The 17,393-nt window shown below is 69.4% G+C and carries 17 protein-coding genes and 1 riboswitch; of the genes, 4 read left to right on the top strand and 13 right to left on the bottom strand.

Annotated elements, in window-relative coordinates:
* Window positions 1-6: 6 nt before the first annotated feature.
* From K2F54_RS09645 to K2F54_RS09630, 4 genes are all read right to left on the bottom strand, one after another.
* On the bottom strand, window positions 7-600 hold the full coding sequence (locus tag K2F54_RS09645; RefSeq protein ID WP_220605655.1) for a hypothetical protein: 594 nt from the start codon (window positions 598-600) through the stop codon (window positions 7-9).
* A gap of 64 nt (window positions 601-664) precedes the next feature.
* Window positions 665-1,978 (bottom strand): DUF445 domain-containing protein, encoded by a 1,314-nt coding sequence (locus K2F54_RS09640; RefSeq protein WP_220605654.1) that lies wholly within the window; start codon window positions 1,976-1,978, stop codon window positions 665-667.
* A gap of 69 nt (window positions 1,979-2,047) precedes the next feature.
* Window positions 2,048-3,013: an aldose 1-epimerase family protein gene (locus K2F54_RS09635; protein ID WP_220605653.1), complete on the bottom strand. Its 966-nt coding sequence runs from the start codon at window positions 3,011-3,013 to the stop codon at window positions 2,048-2,050.
* Between the two features lie 14 nt (window positions 3,014-3,027).
* On the bottom strand, window positions 3,028-3,855 hold the full coding sequence (locus tag K2F54_RS09630) for a DeoR/GlpR family DNA-binding transcription regulator (RefSeq protein WP_220605652.1): 828 nt from the start codon (window positions 3,853-3,855) through the stop codon (window positions 3,028-3,030).
* 85 nt (window positions 3,856-3,940) lie between these two features.
* Between K2F54_RS09630 and galT the strand changes: the two genes are divergently transcribed.
* The 3 genes from galT to K2F54_RS09615 all read left to right on the top strand — a co-directional run bounded on the left by galT (window position 3,941) and on the right by K2F54_RS09615 (window position 7,001).
* Window positions 3,941-5,131, top strand: a complete 1,191-nt coding sequence (gene galT, locus K2F54_RS09625) for a galactose-1-phosphate uridylyltransferase (protein ID WP_220605651.1) — start codon at window positions 3,941-3,943, stop codon at window positions 5,129-5,131.
* Window positions 5,128-6,285 carry a galactokinase gene (gene galK / locus K2F54_RS09620; RefSeq protein WP_220605650.1) on the top strand — a complete coding sequence of 386 codons (1,158 nt, stop codon included), beginning with the start codon at window positions 5,128-5,130 and terminating at the stop codon, window positions 6,283-6,285. The genes galT and galK overlap by 4 nt, the downstream gene beginning before the upstream one ends.
* 113 nt (window positions 6,286-6,398) lie before the next feature.
* The gene (locus tag K2F54_RS09615; protein WP_220605649.1) at window positions 6,399-7,001 is read left to right on the top strand and encodes a hypothetical protein; all 603 of its coding nucleotides are present in this window, start codon (window positions 6,399-6,401) and stop codon (window positions 6,999-7,001) included.
* Between the two features lie 22 nt (window positions 7,002-7,023).
* On the opposite strand, the gene K2F54_RS09610 is transcribed toward K2F54_RS09615, so the two are convergent.
* A complete protein-coding gene (locus K2F54_RS09610; protein WP_220605648.1) occupies window positions 7,024-7,506 on the bottom strand; it encodes a YbaK/EbsC family protein in 483 nt (160 codons plus the stop codon).
* A 231-nt stretch (window positions 7,507-7,737) separates the two neighbouring features.
* Between K2F54_RS09610 and K2F54_RS09605 the strand changes: the two genes are divergently transcribed.
* Window positions 7,738-8,271 (top strand): gamma carbonic anhydrase family protein, encoded by a 534-nt coding sequence (locus K2F54_RS09605; protein ID WP_220605647.1) that lies wholly within the window; start codon window positions 7,738-7,740, stop codon window positions 8,269-8,271.
* A gap of 179 nt (window positions 8,272-8,450) precedes the next feature.
* Here the strand turns inward: K2F54_RS09605 and K2F54_RS09600 are convergent, their stop codons facing one another.
* The 8 genes from K2F54_RS09600 to K2F54_RS09565 form a co-directional block, all read right to left on the bottom strand.
* The gene (locus K2F54_RS09600; protein WP_220605646.1) at window positions 8,451-9,335 is read right to left on the bottom strand and encodes a bifunctional methylenetetrahydrofolate dehydrogenase/methenyltetrahydrofolate cyclohydrolase; all 885 of its coding nucleotides are present in this window, start codon (window positions 9,333-9,335) and stop codon (window positions 8,451-8,453) included.
* Window positions 9,336-9,499: 164 nt separating this feature from the next.
* Window positions 9,500-10,783 (bottom strand): serine hydroxymethyltransferase, encoded by a 1,284-nt coding sequence (gene glyA / locus K2F54_RS09595; protein ID WP_255576965.1) that lies wholly within the window; start codon window positions 10,781-10,783, stop codon window positions 9,500-9,502.
* Window positions 10,784-10,829: 46 nt separating this feature from the next.
* Window positions 10,830-10,919, bottom strand: a riboswitch (ZMP/ZTP riboswitch).
* 5 nt (window positions 10,920-10,924) lie between these two features.
* Window positions 10,925-11,263: a monovalent cation/H(+) antiporter subunit G gene (gene mnhG, locus K2F54_RS09590; protein ID WP_220605644.1), complete on the bottom strand. Its 339-nt coding sequence runs from the start codon at window positions 11,261-11,263 to the stop codon at window positions 10,925-10,927.
* On the bottom strand, window positions 11,260-11,532 hold the full coding sequence (locus tag K2F54_RS09585; RefSeq protein ID WP_308287597.1) for an MrpF/PhaF family protein: 273 nt from the start codon (window positions 11,530-11,532) through the stop codon (window positions 11,260-11,262). Before K2F54_RS09585 ends, mnhG begins: the two co-directional genes overlap by 4 nt.
* Window positions 11,529-12,173, bottom strand: coding sequence for a Na+/H+ antiporter subunit E (locus K2F54_RS09580; protein ID WP_220605643.1), 645 nt, complete (start codon window positions 12,171-12,173; stop codon window positions 11,529-11,531). Before K2F54_RS09580 ends, K2F54_RS09585 begins: the two co-directional genes overlap by 4 nt.
* A complete protein-coding gene (locus K2F54_RS09575; protein WP_220605642.1) occupies window positions 12,170-13,729 on the bottom strand; it encodes a Na+/H+ antiporter subunit D in 1,560 nt (519 codons plus the stop codon). Before K2F54_RS09575 ends, K2F54_RS09580 begins: the two co-directional genes overlap by 4 nt.
* Window positions 13,726-14,220 carry a sodium:proton antiporter gene (locus tag K2F54_RS09570; protein ID WP_220605641.1) on the bottom strand — a complete coding sequence of 165 codons (495 nt, stop codon included), beginning with the start codon at window positions 14,218-14,220 and terminating at the stop codon, window positions 13,726-13,728. The genes K2F54_RS09575 and K2F54_RS09570 overlap by 4 nt, the downstream gene beginning before the upstream one ends.
* Window positions 14,217-17,288 (bottom strand): Na+/H+ antiporter subunit A, encoded by a 3,072-nt coding sequence (locus K2F54_RS09565; RefSeq protein WP_220605640.1) that lies wholly within the window; start codon window positions 17,286-17,288, stop codon window positions 14,217-14,219. The genes K2F54_RS09570 and K2F54_RS09565 overlap by 4 nt, the downstream gene beginning before the upstream one ends.
* Window positions 17,289-17,393: the final 105 nt, after the last annotated feature.

Genomic DNA, 17,393 nt, shown 5'->3' with positions numbered 1-17,393 from the left:
GTAGCGTCAGTCGGTGCTGCGGGTCTTCTTGGCCAGCGCGGCGAGGTCGATGTTGCCGACGGCGCGCATCCGCTCGGCGCGAGCGGCCGCGTAACCGGGCTGGTTCGGGTCGATCTTCTGGGCCAACAGCCGGGCGGCGAGCGCCTCGTTGATCTCCTGCAGGGCATCCGCCCTGGCCTTCTGCACGATCTCGGCGACCCGGTCGTCGTCGTCGGCGAGGGCGCGCAGCCGCTCGGCGACATTGTCGTGCAGCGTCTGTCGGCGGCCGAGGCGCACGACGTCGCGGCGTTTGTTCTCCACCTCCCTGCCCTTGCCGGTCTTGGTGGTGCGGGACAGGTGCGAGCCGAGCCGTTCGACCCTGACGGAATCCTCGTCGTTCTGCTTGGCCACCTCGAGCAGTTCCCGCCGGGCCAACGCGGTGTAATCGGCGGTGTCGTAATCGGTGTGCTCGCGCAGGGCGCCCACGATGATGCGGTTCTTCAGCGCCATCCGCACGGCGGCCATGGCAATGAGCATGCCCTCGTCGACGATGCGCGCGGTGGACGGCACGGCGGCACGAGCGGTTGTGCCGTCATCGGAGTCGTGCGAACTGGAGCCCACCCCTCAAGTATGGCTCATCCGGCCCGGCGGAACCGGGGCGTTGTCGGCCTCCGGCGGGCTCAGGTCACAGGCCGAAGAGCAGCACGGCGCCCTGCGCGAGCGAGAAGATCAGCAGGCCGGCGAGCGAGCCGACCACGGTGCCGTTGATGCGGATGAACTGCAAATCCTTGCCCACCTGCAACTCGATCTTCTCGGTGGTTTCGGCCGGGTCCCAGCGCTCCACGGTCTCGGTGATCACACCGGCAATCTCGTGCCGGTACTTCTGCAGCACGTACCCCGCCGCATCCGCCAGCCAGCGGTCGATGCGCGCGCCCAGCGACTCATCGCCGGCGAGCCGGCGGCCGATGTCGAGCACCGTGGAGGTGATGCCGAGCCGCAGTGCGCTGGTGGGGTCGGCCAGGGCCGTCAGCAGGGTCTCCTTGAGCGACTCCCAGGCGTCGCCGGCGAACTCGCGCAGCTTGGCGTTGTCGACGAGTTCACGCTTGAGCACCTCGACCCGCTCGACCATCGCCGCATCGTTCTGCAGGTCGCCCATCAGCTCGGCGAGGTAGTGGTCGATGGCCGCGCGCAGCGGATGGTCCGGCTCGGTCTGCACCGTCGACACGAACGAGAGCACCTCGCGGTAGGCCTTGTCGTCGACCATCTCGCCGACGAAGCCGGGCAACCACCGGGGCAGTCGGGTGGAGACGGACTGACCGAACGCCTCGGGGTGGGATTCCAGCCAGGAGTGCGCCTTGTCCAGCAACAGGTCGACGGCGGCGTGGTGCCGGCCGGCCTCGACCAGGTGCTCGCCCAACCGGCCCAGGCTCGGACCCCACTCCGGCTCGAGCAGGTGTTCCCTGGCGACGCCCTCGAGCAGGTCCTTCACGTCGTCGTCACTGAGCAGGTCGAGCAACCCGGTGCCGGCGTGCGCGATCTCGTCGGTGAGCCGCTCGGCGTTCTGCGGCTGCACCAGCCAGGTGCCCACCCGGCGGGAGATGCCGATCGATTCCAGCTTGCCGCGCACCACGGCGTCGGAGAGGAAGTTCGATTCCACGAACTCGCCGAGGCTCTCGCCGATCTCGTCCTTGCGGTTGGCGATGATGTTGGTGTGCGGGATGCGCAGCCCGAGCGGGTAGCGGAACAGCGCCGTCACGGCGAACCAGTCGGCGATCGCCCCGACCATGCCGCCCTCGGCCGCGGCGCGTACGTACTCCAGCCACGGGTAGCGGTCCTGCAGCGCGAACGACACCGCGAAGATCACGGCCATGGCCACGAGCAGGCCCAGGGCGAGCCGCTTCATGCCGACGAGCGCGATCCGGCGCGCCTCATCGGCCGGGCTGAGGGGTGCCCGGATGCCGGGCTGGTGCGGGGTGGTGCTCAGGGACGGTAATGCCATGGCTCTGGTCGTTCCTCGTCGGTCCGTAGGCGGCAGGATCTGCACTCTCGCCACCCTAAGCCGCCTCGCTCAGTCGGCGAAACCCGACGGGGTGATTCCCCAGCGAACCACCCATTCCTCACCCGGAGCCAACCAGCGCAGGCCGTCACCGGAGTTGAACGCATCCGCCGGCGCCGTCATCGGCTCGATCGCCACGGCCTGGCCGAACTCAGTGGCCTCAGCGCCGGTTGCGCTGCGGCTGCGCACCGGGAAGATGCGCGGGGTGAAGACCTGCACGTAGGCCATGTTCTCGTCTCCCCAGAGCGTGACCCGGCGGCCGTCCGGCGCCGTGAGGGAGTGCTCGCCGCGGCCGCTGCCCGCGTCAACGCCGCCGAAGCCGTCGTCGAGGTCGAGGTCGGCCACCCGGGCGCCGGCGCGCAGGTCGAACCGGGTGCCCTCGACGGGCGTGACGCCGACGGGGTTGAGCCGGTGGTCGACGTCGATGTGGGTGGTCGCGTTCAGCCGCAGCACCAGGTCGCCGGTGGGCACGTCGCCGATCTTCAGATACGGGTGGCTGCCGAGCGCCACCGGGGCATCCGTCGTGCCGACGTTTCGGATGGTGTGGGTGACCGACAGCCCCTCTGCCGTGAGCTCGTAGCCGACGGTGGTGTCGAGCTGGTGCGGGTAGCCGGCCTGCGGGTAGACCGTGGCGGCCAGGGTCACTGCGGTCTCGCTCTGCGCTACCAGCCGGTAGGCGGCGTGGGTGAGGAGGCCGTGAATGGCGTTCAGCAGAACCGGTTCGGTGAGGGCCAGCAGGTGCCGCACGCCGTTCTGGGTCCAGATGCCGTCCCGGATGCGGTTGGGCCAGGGTGCCAGCACGATACCGGCGCCGAACGGCGGCACCTTCTCGGCCGCGAAGCCCTCGACCAGGTCTATGCCGTTCAGCGCATATTCGCGGATGCCGGCGGCGACCTCGGTGATGGTCGCGGTCGCGGTGCCCTGCGGGGTCTGCAGAGTGAGCGGGTATTGGGTTCCGGTGGCGGCGGGCAGCGGCATGGGGTCTCTTCGGGTCAGTTCGGTTGGAGCACGGCGAGTCCGGCCTCGCGAAGCGGGGCCAGGGTGAGCGGGTCGGCGGCCGCATCCGTCACCAGGGTGTCGAAGGCGGCAAGCGGGCCGATCCGGCCCAGGTGCACCTGCCCCAGTTTGGCACCGTCGGCCACGATGATCGCGCGCGCCGCGGCGGCGAGCATAAGGGTCTTCACACCGGCCTCCGGCAGGTTGATATTGGTGACGCCGCCCTCGGTGTCGACGCCGTTGCAGCCAATGAAGGCCAGGTCGGCGTGCACCTGGCCGAGAACGGTGGCGGCGAGGGGGTCGACGAGCGAGTGCTGCAGCGGGCGCAGCGACCCGCCGGTGACGATCACGGTGAACCGTGGAATCGCGCTCTCCAGGGCCAGGGCGATGCTCAGCCCGTTGGTGATGATGACGACATCGGTGAGGTCGGTGCGGGCCACCAGCGCCCTGGCGATGGCGAGGGTGGTGGTGCCGACATCGAGGATCACGCTCTGCCCGCTGGCGACCAGGCCGGCGGCGAGCTCGCCGATCTGCTGTTTGGGGATGACCGAGGACACGAGGGCTTCCTCGAAGGAGAATTCCCGGTCGGGGCGGCTGGTGGTGGAGATGCCGGCCGGGACCGCGCCGCCGTGGATGCGGGTGAGCACGCCGGCGCTTTCCAGCTGGTCGAGGTCGGCGCGGGCGGTGACCCCGGAGACGCCGAAGGTGTCGCTGAGCTCGCTCACCCGCACGAAACCGCGCTCGTCGACGAGCCGGTGGATCTGTTCCCGGCGCTGGTGCGCGGGCAGCGCGTCCCGGTCGGTCGGATGCTCAGCTGAGGCCATGCTTTGATCTTCACTTAGTTTGTGTCGCTTTTCAATACGCAAGCACTGGTTTCGGTTACGCAAATCGGCTAGCGTGGAGGCCATCATGATTCCTCCACTCCCCGACTTCGTCGCCGACACCGCCATCGCGCGCCAGGCGCACACGCTGGCCGACGGCCGTGACCTCATCTACTTCGATGACCCAGACACCACTCTGTCGCCCGACCGGGCGCCCGACCTGCGCGACCTCGCGCCAAGGCCGGCCAACGCCCGCATGCGCCAGGACCCGCTCAGCGGTGAGTGGGTCTCCATCGCCGCCGCCAGGCAGAACCGGGTGTTCCTGCCGCCGGCGCACCTCGACCCGCTCGCGCCGTCCACACCGGAAAACCCCTCCGAGGTGCCCAGCAACTACGACGTCGCCGTCTTCGAGAACAAGTCGCCGTCGTTCGGCCCGCTGCTCGAAGACGCCGACGCGCCCACCGGACTCGACGACCTGCGCGAGATCGGGCTGGGGCGCATCCGCACCTCGGTCGGCCGCTGCGAGGTCGTCTGTTTCAGCCCCGCCACCGAGGGCTCGTTCGGCAGCCTGTCGGTCACCCGCGCCCGCACCGTGATCGAGGCCTGGGCCGAGCGCACCCACGCGCTCTCGCAGATGCCCGGCATTCAGCAGGTGTTCCCGTTCGAGAACCGCGGCGAGGCCATCGGCGTCACCCTGCACCACCCGCACGGCCAGATCTACTCCTACCCGTACGTGACCCCGCGCACCCAGCGGCTGATCGACTCGATCGACAGCTACGGCCCCACCCTGTTCACCGACATCCTGGCCAGCGAGCAGGCCGGCGAGCGGGTCATCCTGCGAGGCGAGCACTGGACCGCGTTCGTGCCGTTCGCCGCCCGCTGGCCCGTCGAGGTGCACATGCTGCCGCACCGCCACGTGGCCGACTTCGCCGGCACCACCCTGGCCGAACGCGACGAACTCGCGGTGCTCTACCGCCGACTGCTGCGTGGCATCGACCAGCTGTACACGACGCCCACGCCGTACATCGCCGCCTGGCACCAGGCCCCGGTGAACGTGCACCGCGACGACATCCGGCTGATGCTGCAGCTCACCAGCCCCCGTCGGGCGGAAGACAAGCTGAAGTTCCTGGCCGGCTCGGAGGCCGCCATGGGCGCCTGGATCGGCGACGTCACACCCGAACAGGCTGCCGACAACATCCGCGCCGCCATCGCACGCTCGGACGCCGCCGACGCGGCCGCGGAATCCACCGACAGCACCACCGGAAAGGCCCACTCGTGAGCGACCAGCAGAGCATTCTCAGCGGCTTCCGCGGCCGGTTCGGCCGCGACGCCGACGCACTCTGGTCCGGCCCCGGCCGGGTCAACCTGATCGGCGAGCACACCGACTACAACGACGGCTTCGTCTTCCCGTTCGCGATCAACCGCCGCGCCGTCGTGGCCCTGGCGCTCCGCGACGACCGGATGCTGCGGGTCGCGAGCTCGTTCACCGAGGAGATCGTCGAGATCTCCCTCGATGACCTCTCCCCCGAAACCGTGTCTGGTTGGTCGGCGTATCCGTTGGGCGTGGCCTGGGCTCTCGGCCAGAAGGGCGCCGACCTGGCCGCTGTGGCCGGTTTCGATGCCTACATCGACTCGGACGTACCGATCGGCGCGGGGCTCTCCTCCTCGGCCGCGATCGAGTGCGCCACCGCCGTTGCCCTCGACGAGGTCTGGAACCTCGGCTTCGACAAGCAGGTGCTCGTGCGGGTGGGGCAGCTGGCCGAGAACAAGGTCGTCGGCGCTCCCACCGGCATCCTCGACCAGTCGGCGTCACTGCTCGGCCAGACGGATGCCGCGGTGTTCCTGGACTGCCGCAGCTTCGAGTCCGAGGTCATCCCGCTCGGTTTCGACGCCGCGGGCCTTGAGCTGCTGGTGATCGACACCAAGGTCAGCCACGCGCACGCCACCGGCGGCTACGCCGACCGGCGGGCCTCCTGCGAGACCGGGGCCCGGCTGATGGGTGTCGCGTCGCTGCGCGACCTCACTGTAGCCGACCTGCCGCGCGCCGAATCGGTGCTGGACGAGGAGACGCACCGTCGGGTGCGGCACATCCTCACCGAGAACCAGCGCGTGCTCGACACCGTGCGGGTGCTGCGCGAAGACGGCCCCGGTGCCCTCGGTGCGCTGCTGGATGCGTCGCACGCGTCCATGCGCGATGACTTCGAAATCTCCGTCGCCGAGCTTGACCTCGCGGTGGAGACCGCCCGTACCGCAGGTGCCCTCGGCGCCCGCATGACCGGTGGCGGCTTCGGCGGCTCGGCCATCGCGCTCACCCCGCACGCACTGATCCCCGCGGTGCAGCAGGCCGTCGCCGACGCCTTCACGGCCGCCGGCTTCACCGCCCCCGACATGTTCGTGGTGCGGGCCGCGGCCGGGGCCGGCCGCCTCTCCTGACGAGGCCCCGTCCGCGATCGAGTTGCGGACTTCCCGCCTTCGTTTCGACGGCGGGATGTCTGCATTCGTGATTCGTGATCCGTGGTGTCGGTGGTGCAGGTGACACTGTCCGCATGGACGAGCGACTACCGAAAATCGACGAAGTGATCTCGACAGTCTTCGGTGAGGCCGCCGCGCTCAGTACCGGCGTCAAGCGCAGGCGCACTGTGCAGGTCGAGAACGAATTGCGAGCGTTTATCGACGCGGAGGCCGACCGATACATCACCGATGACGAACGCACCATCCTGTCTGCCGAGCAGGAATTCGATCCGAACGGCGCAGGCTGTCGTGTGCTCGAGGCCGAGATGCTGTTCGTCGCCCTGGTGGGGTTCATCACCCCGCCGTTCCTCGCAGCCGATCTGCTGCTCCGACGAGTGCAGCTCGACCTGGTCGATGCTCTCGCCGGATACGTCGCCTTTGAGGTGTTGCGGAATTACGACTCCAGTAGCATTCGACGGGATCTCCGCCTCGCGGTGTTCAGGGCCCGCCACGAGCTCAAGCGTGCGCGACGCGAGCAATCGTGGGCCAGGGAGGTGGCGAAGATGTCGCCGCGAGAACGGGAGGGCATCGAACTCATGGAACGGCGTATCGCCGGACTCACCGCACGCAATAGCCCGCCGTCGGCCGGCCAACCGGCGCCGAAGGACGGTGATCAGGCGGGAGAACCCCGGGACTGAACACCATTTCGCGGGCCGCGGGTCAGGCGGGAGGAACCACCGGGGTCGCGGTGCCGCCGGTGAGGCGTAGCAGTTCGGCGAACGTGGTGGGGAACACCGTGTGCGCGTGCCCGGCGGCGGCCCAGACCACGGGGTAGCCGCCGAGGTCCTCGTCGACCAGGGTGCGAATCGGCGACGGATGCCCGAGGGGCGCGACCCCGCCGATCACCTGCCCGGTGGCCTCCTTCACGAGGTCCTTCGATGCCCTCCCGATGGCGCCGCCGAGCCGCCGGCCCAGCCAGGCCGTGTCCACCCGGTGCGCGCCGGAGGTGAGCACCAGCAGCGGTGCGCCGTCGAGGGTGAAGACCAGCGAGTTCGCGATGGCGCCCACCTCGATGCCGAGCGCCGCCGCGGCGGCGACCGCGGTCGTGGTCGCATCGTCGAACCAGCGGATCTCGGGGTCGACCCCCTGCGCGTTCAGCGCCAGGCGCACTCTGTCGACGGCCGGATGCGCGGTGTTCACCATGCCCAAATCCTAGAGCCCCGCATCCGCCCGCGCACGTCGCCCGGACCGCGGATGGGTCGCACGAAAGGATAAAGGCCGCTAAAAAGGATGCTCCCTCGGATTCCGTCCTTTTTAGCTCACTTTTGCCTTTTTAGCTCACTTTTGCCTTTTTTCCGGTGCGCCCGCCTGCACCCGTTAGCCTGCGGGGGCTGGCTTCAGCCGCACCCCGTGCCGGATGGCTAGGGTGGGCACATGACCGCCGACAGCGCCGCCCGCCTCATCACCCTGCCCGACCGGTCCGCACCGGATGTGGCCAAGAGCGCGTTCGTCGCCGCCGGCGCCGTGCTGGTGGGCCAGGTGAGCCTGGCCGAGAACTCGAGTGTCTGGTACAACGCGGTGCTGCGCGCCGAGGCCGAGCCGATCCGCATCGGCGCGGGCTCGAATCTGCAGGACAACGTGTCGTGCCACGTCGACCAGGGGTTCCCGCTGACCGTGGGCCGCGACGTGTCGGTGGGCCACGGAGCGGTGCTGCACGGCTGCACGGTCGAAGACGGCGCCCTCATCGGCATGGCCGCGACGGTGCTGAACGGGGCCGTCGTCGGCGCTGGCTCACTCGTGGCCGCGGGCGCCGTCGTGCTCGAGGGCACCATCGTGCCGCCGGGCTCCCTCGTGGCCGGCGTGCCGGGCAAGGTGCGACGCGAGCTCACGCCCGACGAGATCGACGGCATCCGTCACAACGCCGTCGCCTATCTGGGCCACGCGGCCCTGCACCGCCTGGCGACTTAGCCGCCACCCCCGAGCCGCCGAGCCGCCGAGCATTACTCCTGCAATTTTTGCTCGACGCTGTGCAGATCCGCCTGTTTTCGGCATGCGGTGGCGTGCATCTCAGAAATTGCAGGAGTTATGCACACCGAGCGCCCGGAGGAATCCCGGCGGCCGGACGGACGGACGGACGGCGGCCGAGGCTAGGGCTTGAGCAGGCGCTCGGAGGCCTTGACTACGTTGGCGAGCAGCATGGCGCGGGTCATCGGGCCCACCCCGCGCGGGTTGGGCGAGAGGTAGCCGGCCACCTGGGCGACGTCGGGGTGCACGTCGCCGGTGAGCTGGCCCTTGCCGGTCTCCGGGTTCTCCACCCGGGTGATGCCCACGTCGAGAACCGCGGCGCCGGGCTTGATCCAGTCGGCCTGCACCAGGTGCGGCACACCCACGGCGGCCACGACGATGTCGGCGCGGCGCACCTCTGCGGCCAGGTCGACGGTGCGGGAGTGGGTGAGGGTGACCGTGGCGTCCAGGCCCTTACGGGTGAACAGCAGGCCCAGCGGGCGGCCCACGGTGAGGCCACGGCCGATGACCACGACGTTCTGGCCGGCGATCGGCACCTCGTAGCGGCGCAGCAGTTCCACGATGCCGGCCGGGGTGCAGGGCAGCGGTGAGTTGAGCTCGCCCTCGATGCCGAGCACGAGCCGGCCGAGGTTGGTGGGGTGCAGGCCGTCGGCGTCCTTGGCCGGGTCCATCAGCTCGAGCATGGCGTTCTCGTTGTGCCCGACGGGCAGCGGCAGCTGGATGATGTAGCCGGTGACCTCGCGGGCGGAGTTGAGGTCCTTGATCGCCGCGCGCACATCCGCGCTGGTGGCGGAGCCGGGCAGGTCGACGCGGATGGACTCGATGCCGACCTCGGCGCAGTCGCGGTGCTTGCCGGCCACGTAGGAGCGCGAGCCAGGGTCGTCGCCGACGAGCAGAGTGCCGAGCCCTGGCACGATGCCCTGCGCGGCCAGCGCGCGCACGCGCTCGGTGAGTTCGAGCTTGACCTGGGTCGCGGTGGCGACGCCGTCGAGGGTGAGTGCGGTCATGCGAGATCCGATCTGTTGGTGATGCTGCGCGGCGGCCTGGGGCCTCGCGCCAATCGGGCATCCGCACCGCCCGCCCCATCGAGGGGCCGGGCGACGCGATGCGGGGTGCCGGCGGTGACGGATGCGCTCACGCGAGGGCTACGCATCCGTCACCGCCAGAGGGCCTACTGGGTGAGGCCGGGGTACAGCGGGAACGCGTCGGTGAGGCTCTTCACCCGAGCACGGAGGCCCTGGATGTCGGCGCCGGGCTTGAGCGCCTCGGCGATGACGTCGGACACGACGGTGAACTCGGCGTCGCCGAAGCCACGGGTGGCCAGAGCCGGCGTGCCGATGCGGAGGCCGGAGGTGACCATCGGCGGGCGCGGGTCGAACGGCACCGAGTTGCGGTTGACGGTGATGCCCACCTCGTGCAGCGCGTCTTCGGCCTGCTGGCCGTTGATCTCGGAGTTGCGCAGGTCGGCGAGCACGAGGTGCACATCGGTGCCGCCGGTGAGTACGTCGATGCCCGCGGCACGCGAGTCGTCGGCGGTGAGGCGGTCGGCGAGGATGCGGGCGCCGCGGAGGGTGCGCTCCTGGCGTTCCTTGAACTCCGGGGAGGCGGCGAGCTTGAACGCGGTGGCCTTGGCGGCGATCACGTGCATGAGCGGCCCGCCCTGCTGGCCGGGGAAGACGTTGGAGTTGAGCTTCTTCGCCAGCTGCATGTCGCGGGAGAGGATGAAGCCGGAGCGCGGGCCGGCGAGGGTCTTGTGCACGGTGCTGGAGACGACGTCGGCGTACGGCACCGGCGACGGGTGCAGGCCGGCGGCGACGAGCCCGGCGAAGTGGGCCATGTCCACCCAGAGCTTGGCGCCGACCTCGTCTGCGATCGCGCGGAACGCGGCGAAGTCGAGCTGGCGGGGGTAGGCGGACCAGCCGGCGATGATGACCTGCGGCTTGTGCTCGATGGCCGCATCGCGCACCACGTCCATGTCGACGCGGAATGTCTCCGGGTCGACACCGTAGGCGACCGGGTTGTAGAGCTTGCCGGAGAAGTTGAGCTTCATGCCGTGGGTGAGGTGCCCACCGTGCGCGAGCTCCAGGCCCAGGATGGTGTCGCCGGGGGTGGCGATGGCGGAGAGCACCGCGGCGTTGGCGGTGGCGCCGGAGTGCGGCTGAACGTTGGCGTATTCGGCGCCGAACAGGCTCTTGGCCCGGTCGATGGCGAGCTGCTCTGCAACGTCGACGTATTCGCAGCCGCCGTAGTAGCGGCGGCCGGGGTAGCCCTCGGCGTACTTGTTGGTGAGCACCGAGCCCTGCGACTGCAGGATGGCGCGGGGCACGAAGTTCTCGCTGGCGATCATCTCGAGGTAGTCGCGCTGGCGACCGAGTTCCTGCTCGAGGATCGCGGCGATCTCGGGGTCGACGACCTCGAGCGGTTCGTTGAAGGTGGACGCTACAGAATCAGTCAGCACAGTGTCGGACACGGGATAACTCCTTGGGACATATCGATGGATGTGTCGTGGCCCAGGCGTGCGGCCACTAACCGTGTCAGTCGCTCCCCGATGGTGACCCATCTTTCGTGCTACGCCAGTCGCGACCCTCACATGGTATCAGCCGCGCACGTCCCGTAGCTCGTCCAGGATCAACAGATCCGGCCGAAGGTGGTCAGTGACGTAGGCCGCGCGGGCCACGAGGTGCGCCGCCATCGGCGCGGTGAGCGCCTGGAAGAGCACGATCGCGACCACCAGGGTGAGCGTGCCGACGCTGAAATTCGTCACCGCGATGTCGAGGGTGACCGCCATCAGGCCGAGGATCTGGGGCTTGGTCGCCGAGTGCAGCCGGGTGAGCACATCGGGAAAACGGAGCAGGCCGACACCGGCCGCGAGGCACATCAGCGCGGCGAGCAGCACCAGCACGGCGGTGACCACGTCGCTCCAGAGGGCGCTCATGCGCGGTCCCGTCCTGGCAGGAACCGGGCCACGCTGAGCGAGCCGAGCACCGCGAACAGGGCCAGCACCAGCAGCACCGGCAGGTTGTCGGTGTGCCGGTTGAACGCCATCTCGGCGCCGAGCGCGCAGATGATGGTGGACACGAGCACGTCGGAGGCGATCACCCGGTCGAGCACGCTCGGGCCGCGGATGATGCGGTAGACGGCGGCCAGCGCGCCGACGCCGAACATGAGTCCGGCCACGACGGCGACGATGTCCATGGGTGTCATGCCTGGGCTCCGTTCTGGGGGTCGACGGGCTTCTGGGGATCAACCGGCGAGTGCGGTCCGGTCGTCTGGTCAAGGCCGGCGTCGTCTTCTTCGGCACGCACCCGGCCGACCCGTTCCACGTCTTCGGCGGAGCCGAACGCCAGCACGATCCGTCGCTCGGTCGCGAGCACCCGGTCCCGGAATCTGTCGGTCTGGGCGGTGCTGCGCATATTGATCACGTGCAGGTACAGCGTGGAGTCGATCCGTTCGACGTCGACCACGATCGAGCCGGGCACGATCGAGGTGGCCACGGCGGTCCAGGTGAGGATGAGGTCGCTACGGGTGCGGAGGTGCACCGCCACGATCGCGTTGCTGGGGCGGTAGGTGGGGCCGAGGGCGAGCCAGGACACGTCGATCGAGGCGCGCACGATGTCGAAGATCAGCTTGCCGAACAGCCAGGCGCTGCGCCACAGGTTGACCCGGCCGCTGAGCTGCACCGCGGGCAGGTAGAACACGATGGAGACGACCGCGGCGAACGCCACGCCGGTGACGAGGTTCAGCCAGGAGAACTTGCCCCAGAGCAGCGCCCAGAGCAGAACCAGGCCGAGGAACAGCGGCAGCTGACTGAGGAACCCACCGACCCGTTGCTTCACCGTCGTCACGGGGCACCTCCGGGGAATACTGCGTCGATGTAGGTGGCCGGTTCCTCGATGTTCGCGGCGGCGCGGGAGGCGAGACCGAAGGCCGGCCCGGCGAAAACGGTGAGACTCACGGTGAGCGCGAGCATGGTGGCGGTGGCGGCGGTCATCAGCGGCGACGTGGTCTTGGTCTTGACGGTGCCCTCGTCGTGCGGGTCGTCCTGCAGGGCATCGAGCACCGCGGAGTCGTAGTTCTCCACATCGCGGCGGGGCCGCCAGAACGCCATGTTCCAGGCCCGGGCCAGGGCGTAGAGGGTGAGCAGCGACGTGGCCGCTCCCCCGGCGATGAGCAGGTAGTTCAGCCCACCGCCGACCTGTACCCCGGCGTCGAACAGGGCGACCTTGCCGAGGAACCCGGAGAACGGCGGGATGCCGCCGAGGTTCAACGCGCCGATGAAGAACAGGATGGCCACGAACGGTGCGGCCTTGAGCATCCCGCCGAGTCTGGCCAGCGAGGTCGTGCCGCCGATGCGCTCGATCAGCCCGGCGCAGAGGAACAGCGTGGTCTGGATCATGATGTGGTGCACCACGTAGAAGATGGTGGCCGCGATCGCCGCCTCGGTGCCGATGGCGATGCCGAAGATCATGTAGCCGATGTGGCTGACCAGGGTGAACGAGAGCAGTCGTTTGATGTCCGCCTGCGCCAGGGCACCGAAGATGCCGATCACCATGGTGAGCAGGGCCACGATCATCAACGGCACCTGCAGCTGGTTGTCGGGGAACATCAGGGTCTGGGTGCGCAGGATGGCGTACACGCCGACCTTGGTGAGCAGACCCGCGAACACGGCCGTGACGGGCGCGGGCGCGGTGGGGTACGAGTCCGGCAGCCAGAACGACAGCGGGAACACCGCCGCCTTCACGCTGAACGCCAGGAGCAGCATCAGGCCGAGGATCAGTTGCACGTCGCCGGGCAGCTGCGGGATCCGCTCGGCCAGCAGCGCCATGGTCACGGTGCCGGTGGCGCCGTAGATCAGCGCGATGGCCGACAGGAACAGGATCGACGAGACCAGGCTCACGACGATGTAGGTGACGCCGGCCCGGATGCGCGCCCCGGTGCCGCCGAGGGTGAGCAGCACGTAGCTGGCCGAGAGCAGCATCTCGAAACCCACGTACATGTTGAACAGGTCACCCGCGATGAACGCGTTGAACAGGCCTGCGGCCAGGACCAGGTAGGTGGGGTGGAAGATCGAGATCGGGGTTTCCCGCTCACCCTCGACGATGCCCTGCCCGACGGCGAAGAGCAGCACGCCCAGCAGCATCAGAGCGGAGACGATGAGCATGATCGCCGACAGCCGGTCGACGACCAGGACGATGCCGAACGGGGCCTGCCAGCCGCCCACGTGCACCACGGCTGGTCCTTCGGTGTCGACGAGCACCAACAGGATGCTGCTGATCACGACGACCGCGGTGAGGGAGAGCACGCTCACTGCCACCTGGTAGCGCGAGCGCCGGCCGAGGGCGAGCGCGAGGGCCGCGCCGAGCAGCGGGATGGCGACGACGAGGGGGACGAGTACGTTCATCGGGTGCCGGCCTCCTGGTCGCTGCTGCCGGTGCTGCCGCTGTCGTCGTCGCTGCCATCCTCACTGGCGTCGAGGGAGGCCTGCACGGCCGCCTCGTCATCGCTGGACGACCGGAAGGTGACCTCGGAGTCCGCACTGGTCTCGGCCGCGTGCTCGTCGGTGAGGGTGTCACCCTCGTCGCCGAGCTGGGCGAGCCACCAGGAGCGGTAGATCAGGGCGAGCAGCAGCGCGGTCATGCCGAAGTTGATCACGATCGCGGTGAGCATCAGCACCTGCGGCAGCGGGTCGACGATGGTCTCGTCCAGCGCGGTGCCGGTGACGATCGGCGAGCTGCCCGGCCGGCCGCTCATGATGAAGATCAGCAGGTTGGTGGCGTTGCCCACCAGCAGGAAGCCGATGAGCACCCGGGTCAGGCTGCGTTCGAGCATGATGTAGATGCCAGCGGCGTACATCACGGCCATCACGATCACGAGGGTCAGAGAGGCGCTCATCGCTGTCCTCCCGTCGGGCTGGTTTCGTCGGCGGCGTGGTCCGGCTGCGTGATCGGGGCGGTCTGCGGGCCCTCCCCCGGCGCGGGCGCCTCGGCCTGCACCCAATCCGACGAGGCGTCGAAGCCGATGGCGTCGCCGGCGTCGCTGGAGGCGTTGCCGATCGGCGGCACCGTGGGGTGCTCAGGGTCGTCATCACCGGGCTCGTCGAGTTCGCTCTGCCGGTCGATCTCGCTGCCGAGGCTGCGGAGGATGTCGAGGGTCAGGCCGATCACGACGAGGTACACCCCGATATCGAAGATGCTGGACGTGCCGAAGGAGAGGTGCCCGAGCACGGGCAGGTCGGCTTCGAAGTACGCCGACTCCAACGGGATTCCGCTGACGAACAACGACCCCACGGCCGTGCCCACCGCGAGGACGACGCCGAGGCCCAGGATCTTGCCCGGGTCGATCGGGGCCGCTTCGCCAAGTTCGTACCGGCCACCGGCGAGGTACCTGGCGACCAGGGCCAGGCCGGCCAGCAGGCCGCCGGCGAAGCCGCCGCCCGGCAGGTTGTGGCCGGCGAAGAGCAGGTAGATCGACACGATGATCGCCGGGTGGAACAGGAGCCGCACGAGCACCTCGATGATGATCGACCGGTTCTCGGGAGACTGGGTGCGTCCGCCGAGCAGCCAGGACTGCCGGGTCACGGCGTGGCCGGCGGAACTCGCGTGCGGATCGGCCACGATGCGGCGGCGGTTCTGGGGTTCACGGCGCTTACGCGACTCGCGCAGCCGCGGCATTTGCTCGCTACGGCCGGAGACGAACAACAGGCTGGCGACACCGGTGGCCACGACGATGAGCACCATGATCTCGCCCATGGTGTCCCAGGCGCGGATGTCGACGAGGGTCACGTTGACGATGTTGTTGCCGTGGCCCTCTTCGACGGCCAGGCGCGCGAATTCGGCGGCCATGTCCGGCCACTGCCTGGCACCGAGCGCGATGATCGCGATGGTGCCCATGGTGAGACCGACGAGGGCGCCGATCACCGCGCGGCGACGGCGGTGCATCGGCTTGTTGTGCTGGGCGATGCGGCTGGGCAGCCGGCGCAGCACGAGCACCACCACCACCAGGGTGATCGATTCCACCAGCGCCTGGGTGAGTGCGAGGTCGGGGGCGCCGTGGAAGGCGAACAGGGTGACCAGGCCGTAACCGGTGACGCCGGCCAGCAGCACCGCGGTCATCCGCTGCCCCACCCTGGCGGCCATCACGGTGGCGATGATCATGACCAGGCCGATGATCACCTGAGCCGGGTAGTCCCAGAGCACCACGGTGTCCGGCCAGGTGCGGTTGACGAAGGAGGCCGCGCCCAGCGCGAGCACGAACACCACGAGGATCGTGGACAGGTACTGCGGCAGCCCGCCCCTCTGGGCGAGGTGGGTGGTGCGTGCGGCGATCCGGTCAATGAAGCGCACGGTGTGGCCGTAGCCGTGACCGGCGTCGACCCAGGCCGGCACCGACGCCTGCCAGCGGGCCACGCGCTTCTTCTGCGCGAAGATGACCAGGCCGAGCAGCACCACGATCGCACTGAGGAACAGGGCCGGTTCGAAGCCGTGCCAGAGCGCCAGGTGGTAGTCGCCTTCGCCGGGCACGGTGTCGGCGTATGCGGCCAGCATCGGGTCGATCAGCATCACGAACGGGCCGAGCAGCACGGTGGCCACGGTGAGGATCCCCGGGGCCAACGCGAAGTCCCACCGGCTGGCGTGCAGGGGCGTGTCGCTGATCGCCGGGCGGGTGCCGAACGCGCCCCAGAAGAACTTGGCGCTGTAGGCCACGGTGAGCACCGACCCGAGCGCGGTGCCGGCCAGGGCGATCCAGCCCCAGCCGTCGCCGGCGAGGCCGGCCTCGAGGAATGCCGTGAACACGGACTCCTTGGCGACGAAACCCAGCAGCGGCGGCAGGCCGGCCATCGACGCGACGGCGATCAGGGCGATGACGGCGAGGGCCGGTTCACGGCGGCCGATGCCGGAGAGCTTGCGCCAGTCGCGGGTGCCGGCCCGGTGGTCGATGATGCCCACCACGAGGAACAGGGTGGCCTTGTAGAGCGCGTGCGCGAGCAGCAGTGCCGCCCCGGCCAGCGCGGCGTCACGGGTGCCGAAGCCCACGACGACCATGAGGAAGCCGAGCTGGCTGACCGTGCCGTAGGCGAGCATCAGCTTGATGTCGTGCTGGCGCAACGACCGCCAGGCGCCCATGAGCATGGTCCACACGCCGATGGTGACCAGCACCGGCAGCCAGCCCGGCGAGTCGGCGTAGCCGGGCGCGAACCGGGCGGTGAGGTAGATGCCGGCCTTCACCATCGCGGCGGCGTGCAGGTAGGCGCTCACCGGGGTGGGCGCGGCCATCGCGGCGGGCAGCCAGAAGTGGAACGGGATCAGCGCGGACTTGGACAGGGCGCCGACCAGGATCAGGAGCACGGCCCAGATCGCGACGGGGCTGTCGGACGGGTTGGCGACGATGTCGGCCAGCGACGTGGTTCCGGCATCCACCGAGATCATCACCACGCCGACCAGCATCACCAGGCCGCCGAAGGTCGTGACCAACAGGGCCTGCAGGGCAGCACCGCGGCTCTCCCGCTTGGCGGTGTAATGCCCGATCAACAGGTAGGAGAGCACGCTGGTGATCTCCCAGAACATGAACATCACCAGGATGTCGTCCGCGGTGACGAGACCGTACATGGTGCCGGCGAATGCGAGCAGCAGCGCGGCGAACCGGCCGAGGCTGGGCTCGTCGGCGTCGAAGTACCTCGCGCAGTAGATCAACACCAGGGCGCCCACCCCGGTCACGACGAGCGAGAGCAGCCAGGCGAGCGCATCCACCCGGAAGGTGAGGCTGATGCCCAGCTGCGGGATCCACGGCAGGGTCTGTACGACGGCGTCACCCGCGGTGATCACGCCGGTCTGGGTGAGGGTGTAGACGAAGGCCGCGGCGGGCAGGACGGCCACGACATAAAAAACGCGCAACCCGATCAGCCGGGTGAGCGTGGGAGTGATGACGGAAACGAGCAGGAAGACCAGGAGGATTGTCGCCATGGGGCCTCCCGGCTCTCCGTGAAGGAGTGTCGTCTCTACGGTCAGAGTTTCTCGTACATCTTATACGGGTGGGCCTTTCGACCCTGACCGCGCTCTAGCGGTCGG

The organism is Cryobacterium inferilacus (genome assembly GCF_019599185.1).
GTDB classification, from domain to species: domain Bacteria; phylum Actinomycetota; class Actinomycetes; order Actinomycetales; family Microbacteriaceae; genus Cryobacterium; species Cryobacterium inferilacus.
Note: the sequence above shows the minus strand (reverse complement) of the source record. Positions and strands in the feature narration are given on the sequence as shown.

Excerpts from the sequence above, each read along its gene's own strand:
- K2F54_RS09565 (WP_220605640.1), bottom strand. The coding sequence starts at position 17,288 with ATGGCGACAATCCTCCTGGTCTTCCTGCTCGTTTCCGTCATCACTCCC.
- K2F54_RS09610 (WP_220605648.1), bottom strand. The coding sequence starts at position 7,506 with ATGGTGAACACCGCGCATCCGGCCGTCGACAGAGTGCGCCTGGCGCTG.
- K2F54_RS09630 (WP_220605652.1), bottom strand. The coding sequence starts at position 3,855 with ATGGCCTCAGCTGAGCATCCGACCGACCGGGACGCGCTGCCCGCGCAC.
- K2F54_RS09570 (WP_220605641.1), bottom strand. The coding sequence starts at position 14,220 with ATGAGCGCCTCTCTGACCCTCGTGATCGTGATGGCCGTGATGTACGCC.
- mnhG (WP_220605644.1), bottom strand. The coding sequence starts at position 11,263 with ATGAGCGCCCTCTGGAGCGACGTGGTCACCGCCGTGCTGGTGCTGCTC.
- K2F54_RS09635 (WP_220605653.1), bottom strand. The coding sequence starts at position 3,013 with ATGCCGCTGCCCGCCGCCACCGGAACCCAATACCCGCTCACTCTGCAG.
- K2F54_RS09575 (WP_220605642.1), bottom strand. The coding sequence starts at position 13,729 with ATGAACGTACTCGTCCCCCTCGTCGTCGCCATCCCGCTGCTCGGCGCG.
- galT (WP_220605651.1), top strand. The coding sequence starts at position 3,941 with ATGATTCCTCCACTCCCCGACTTCGTCGCCGACACCGCCATCGCGCGC.
- K2F54_RS09640 (WP_220605654.1), bottom strand. The coding sequence starts at position 1,978 with ATGGCATTACCGTCCCTGAGCACCACCCCGCACCAGCCCGGCATCCGG.
- K2F54_RS09615 (WP_220605649.1), top strand. The coding sequence starts at position 6,399 with ATGGACGAGCGACTACCGAAAATCGACGAAGTGATCTCGACAGTCTTC.
- K2F54_RS09600 (WP_220605646.1), bottom strand. The coding sequence starts at position 9,335 with ATGACCGCACTCACCCTCGACGGCGTCGCCACCGCGACCCAGGTCAAG.
- K2F54_RS09605 (WP_220605647.1), top strand. The coding sequence starts at position 7,738 with ATGACCGCCGACAGCGCCGCCCGCCTCATCACCCTGCCCGACCGGTCC.
- K2F54_RS09585 (WP_308287597.1), bottom strand. The coding sequence starts at position 11,532 with ATGACACCCATGGACATCGTCGCCGTCGTGGCCGGACTCATGTTCGGC.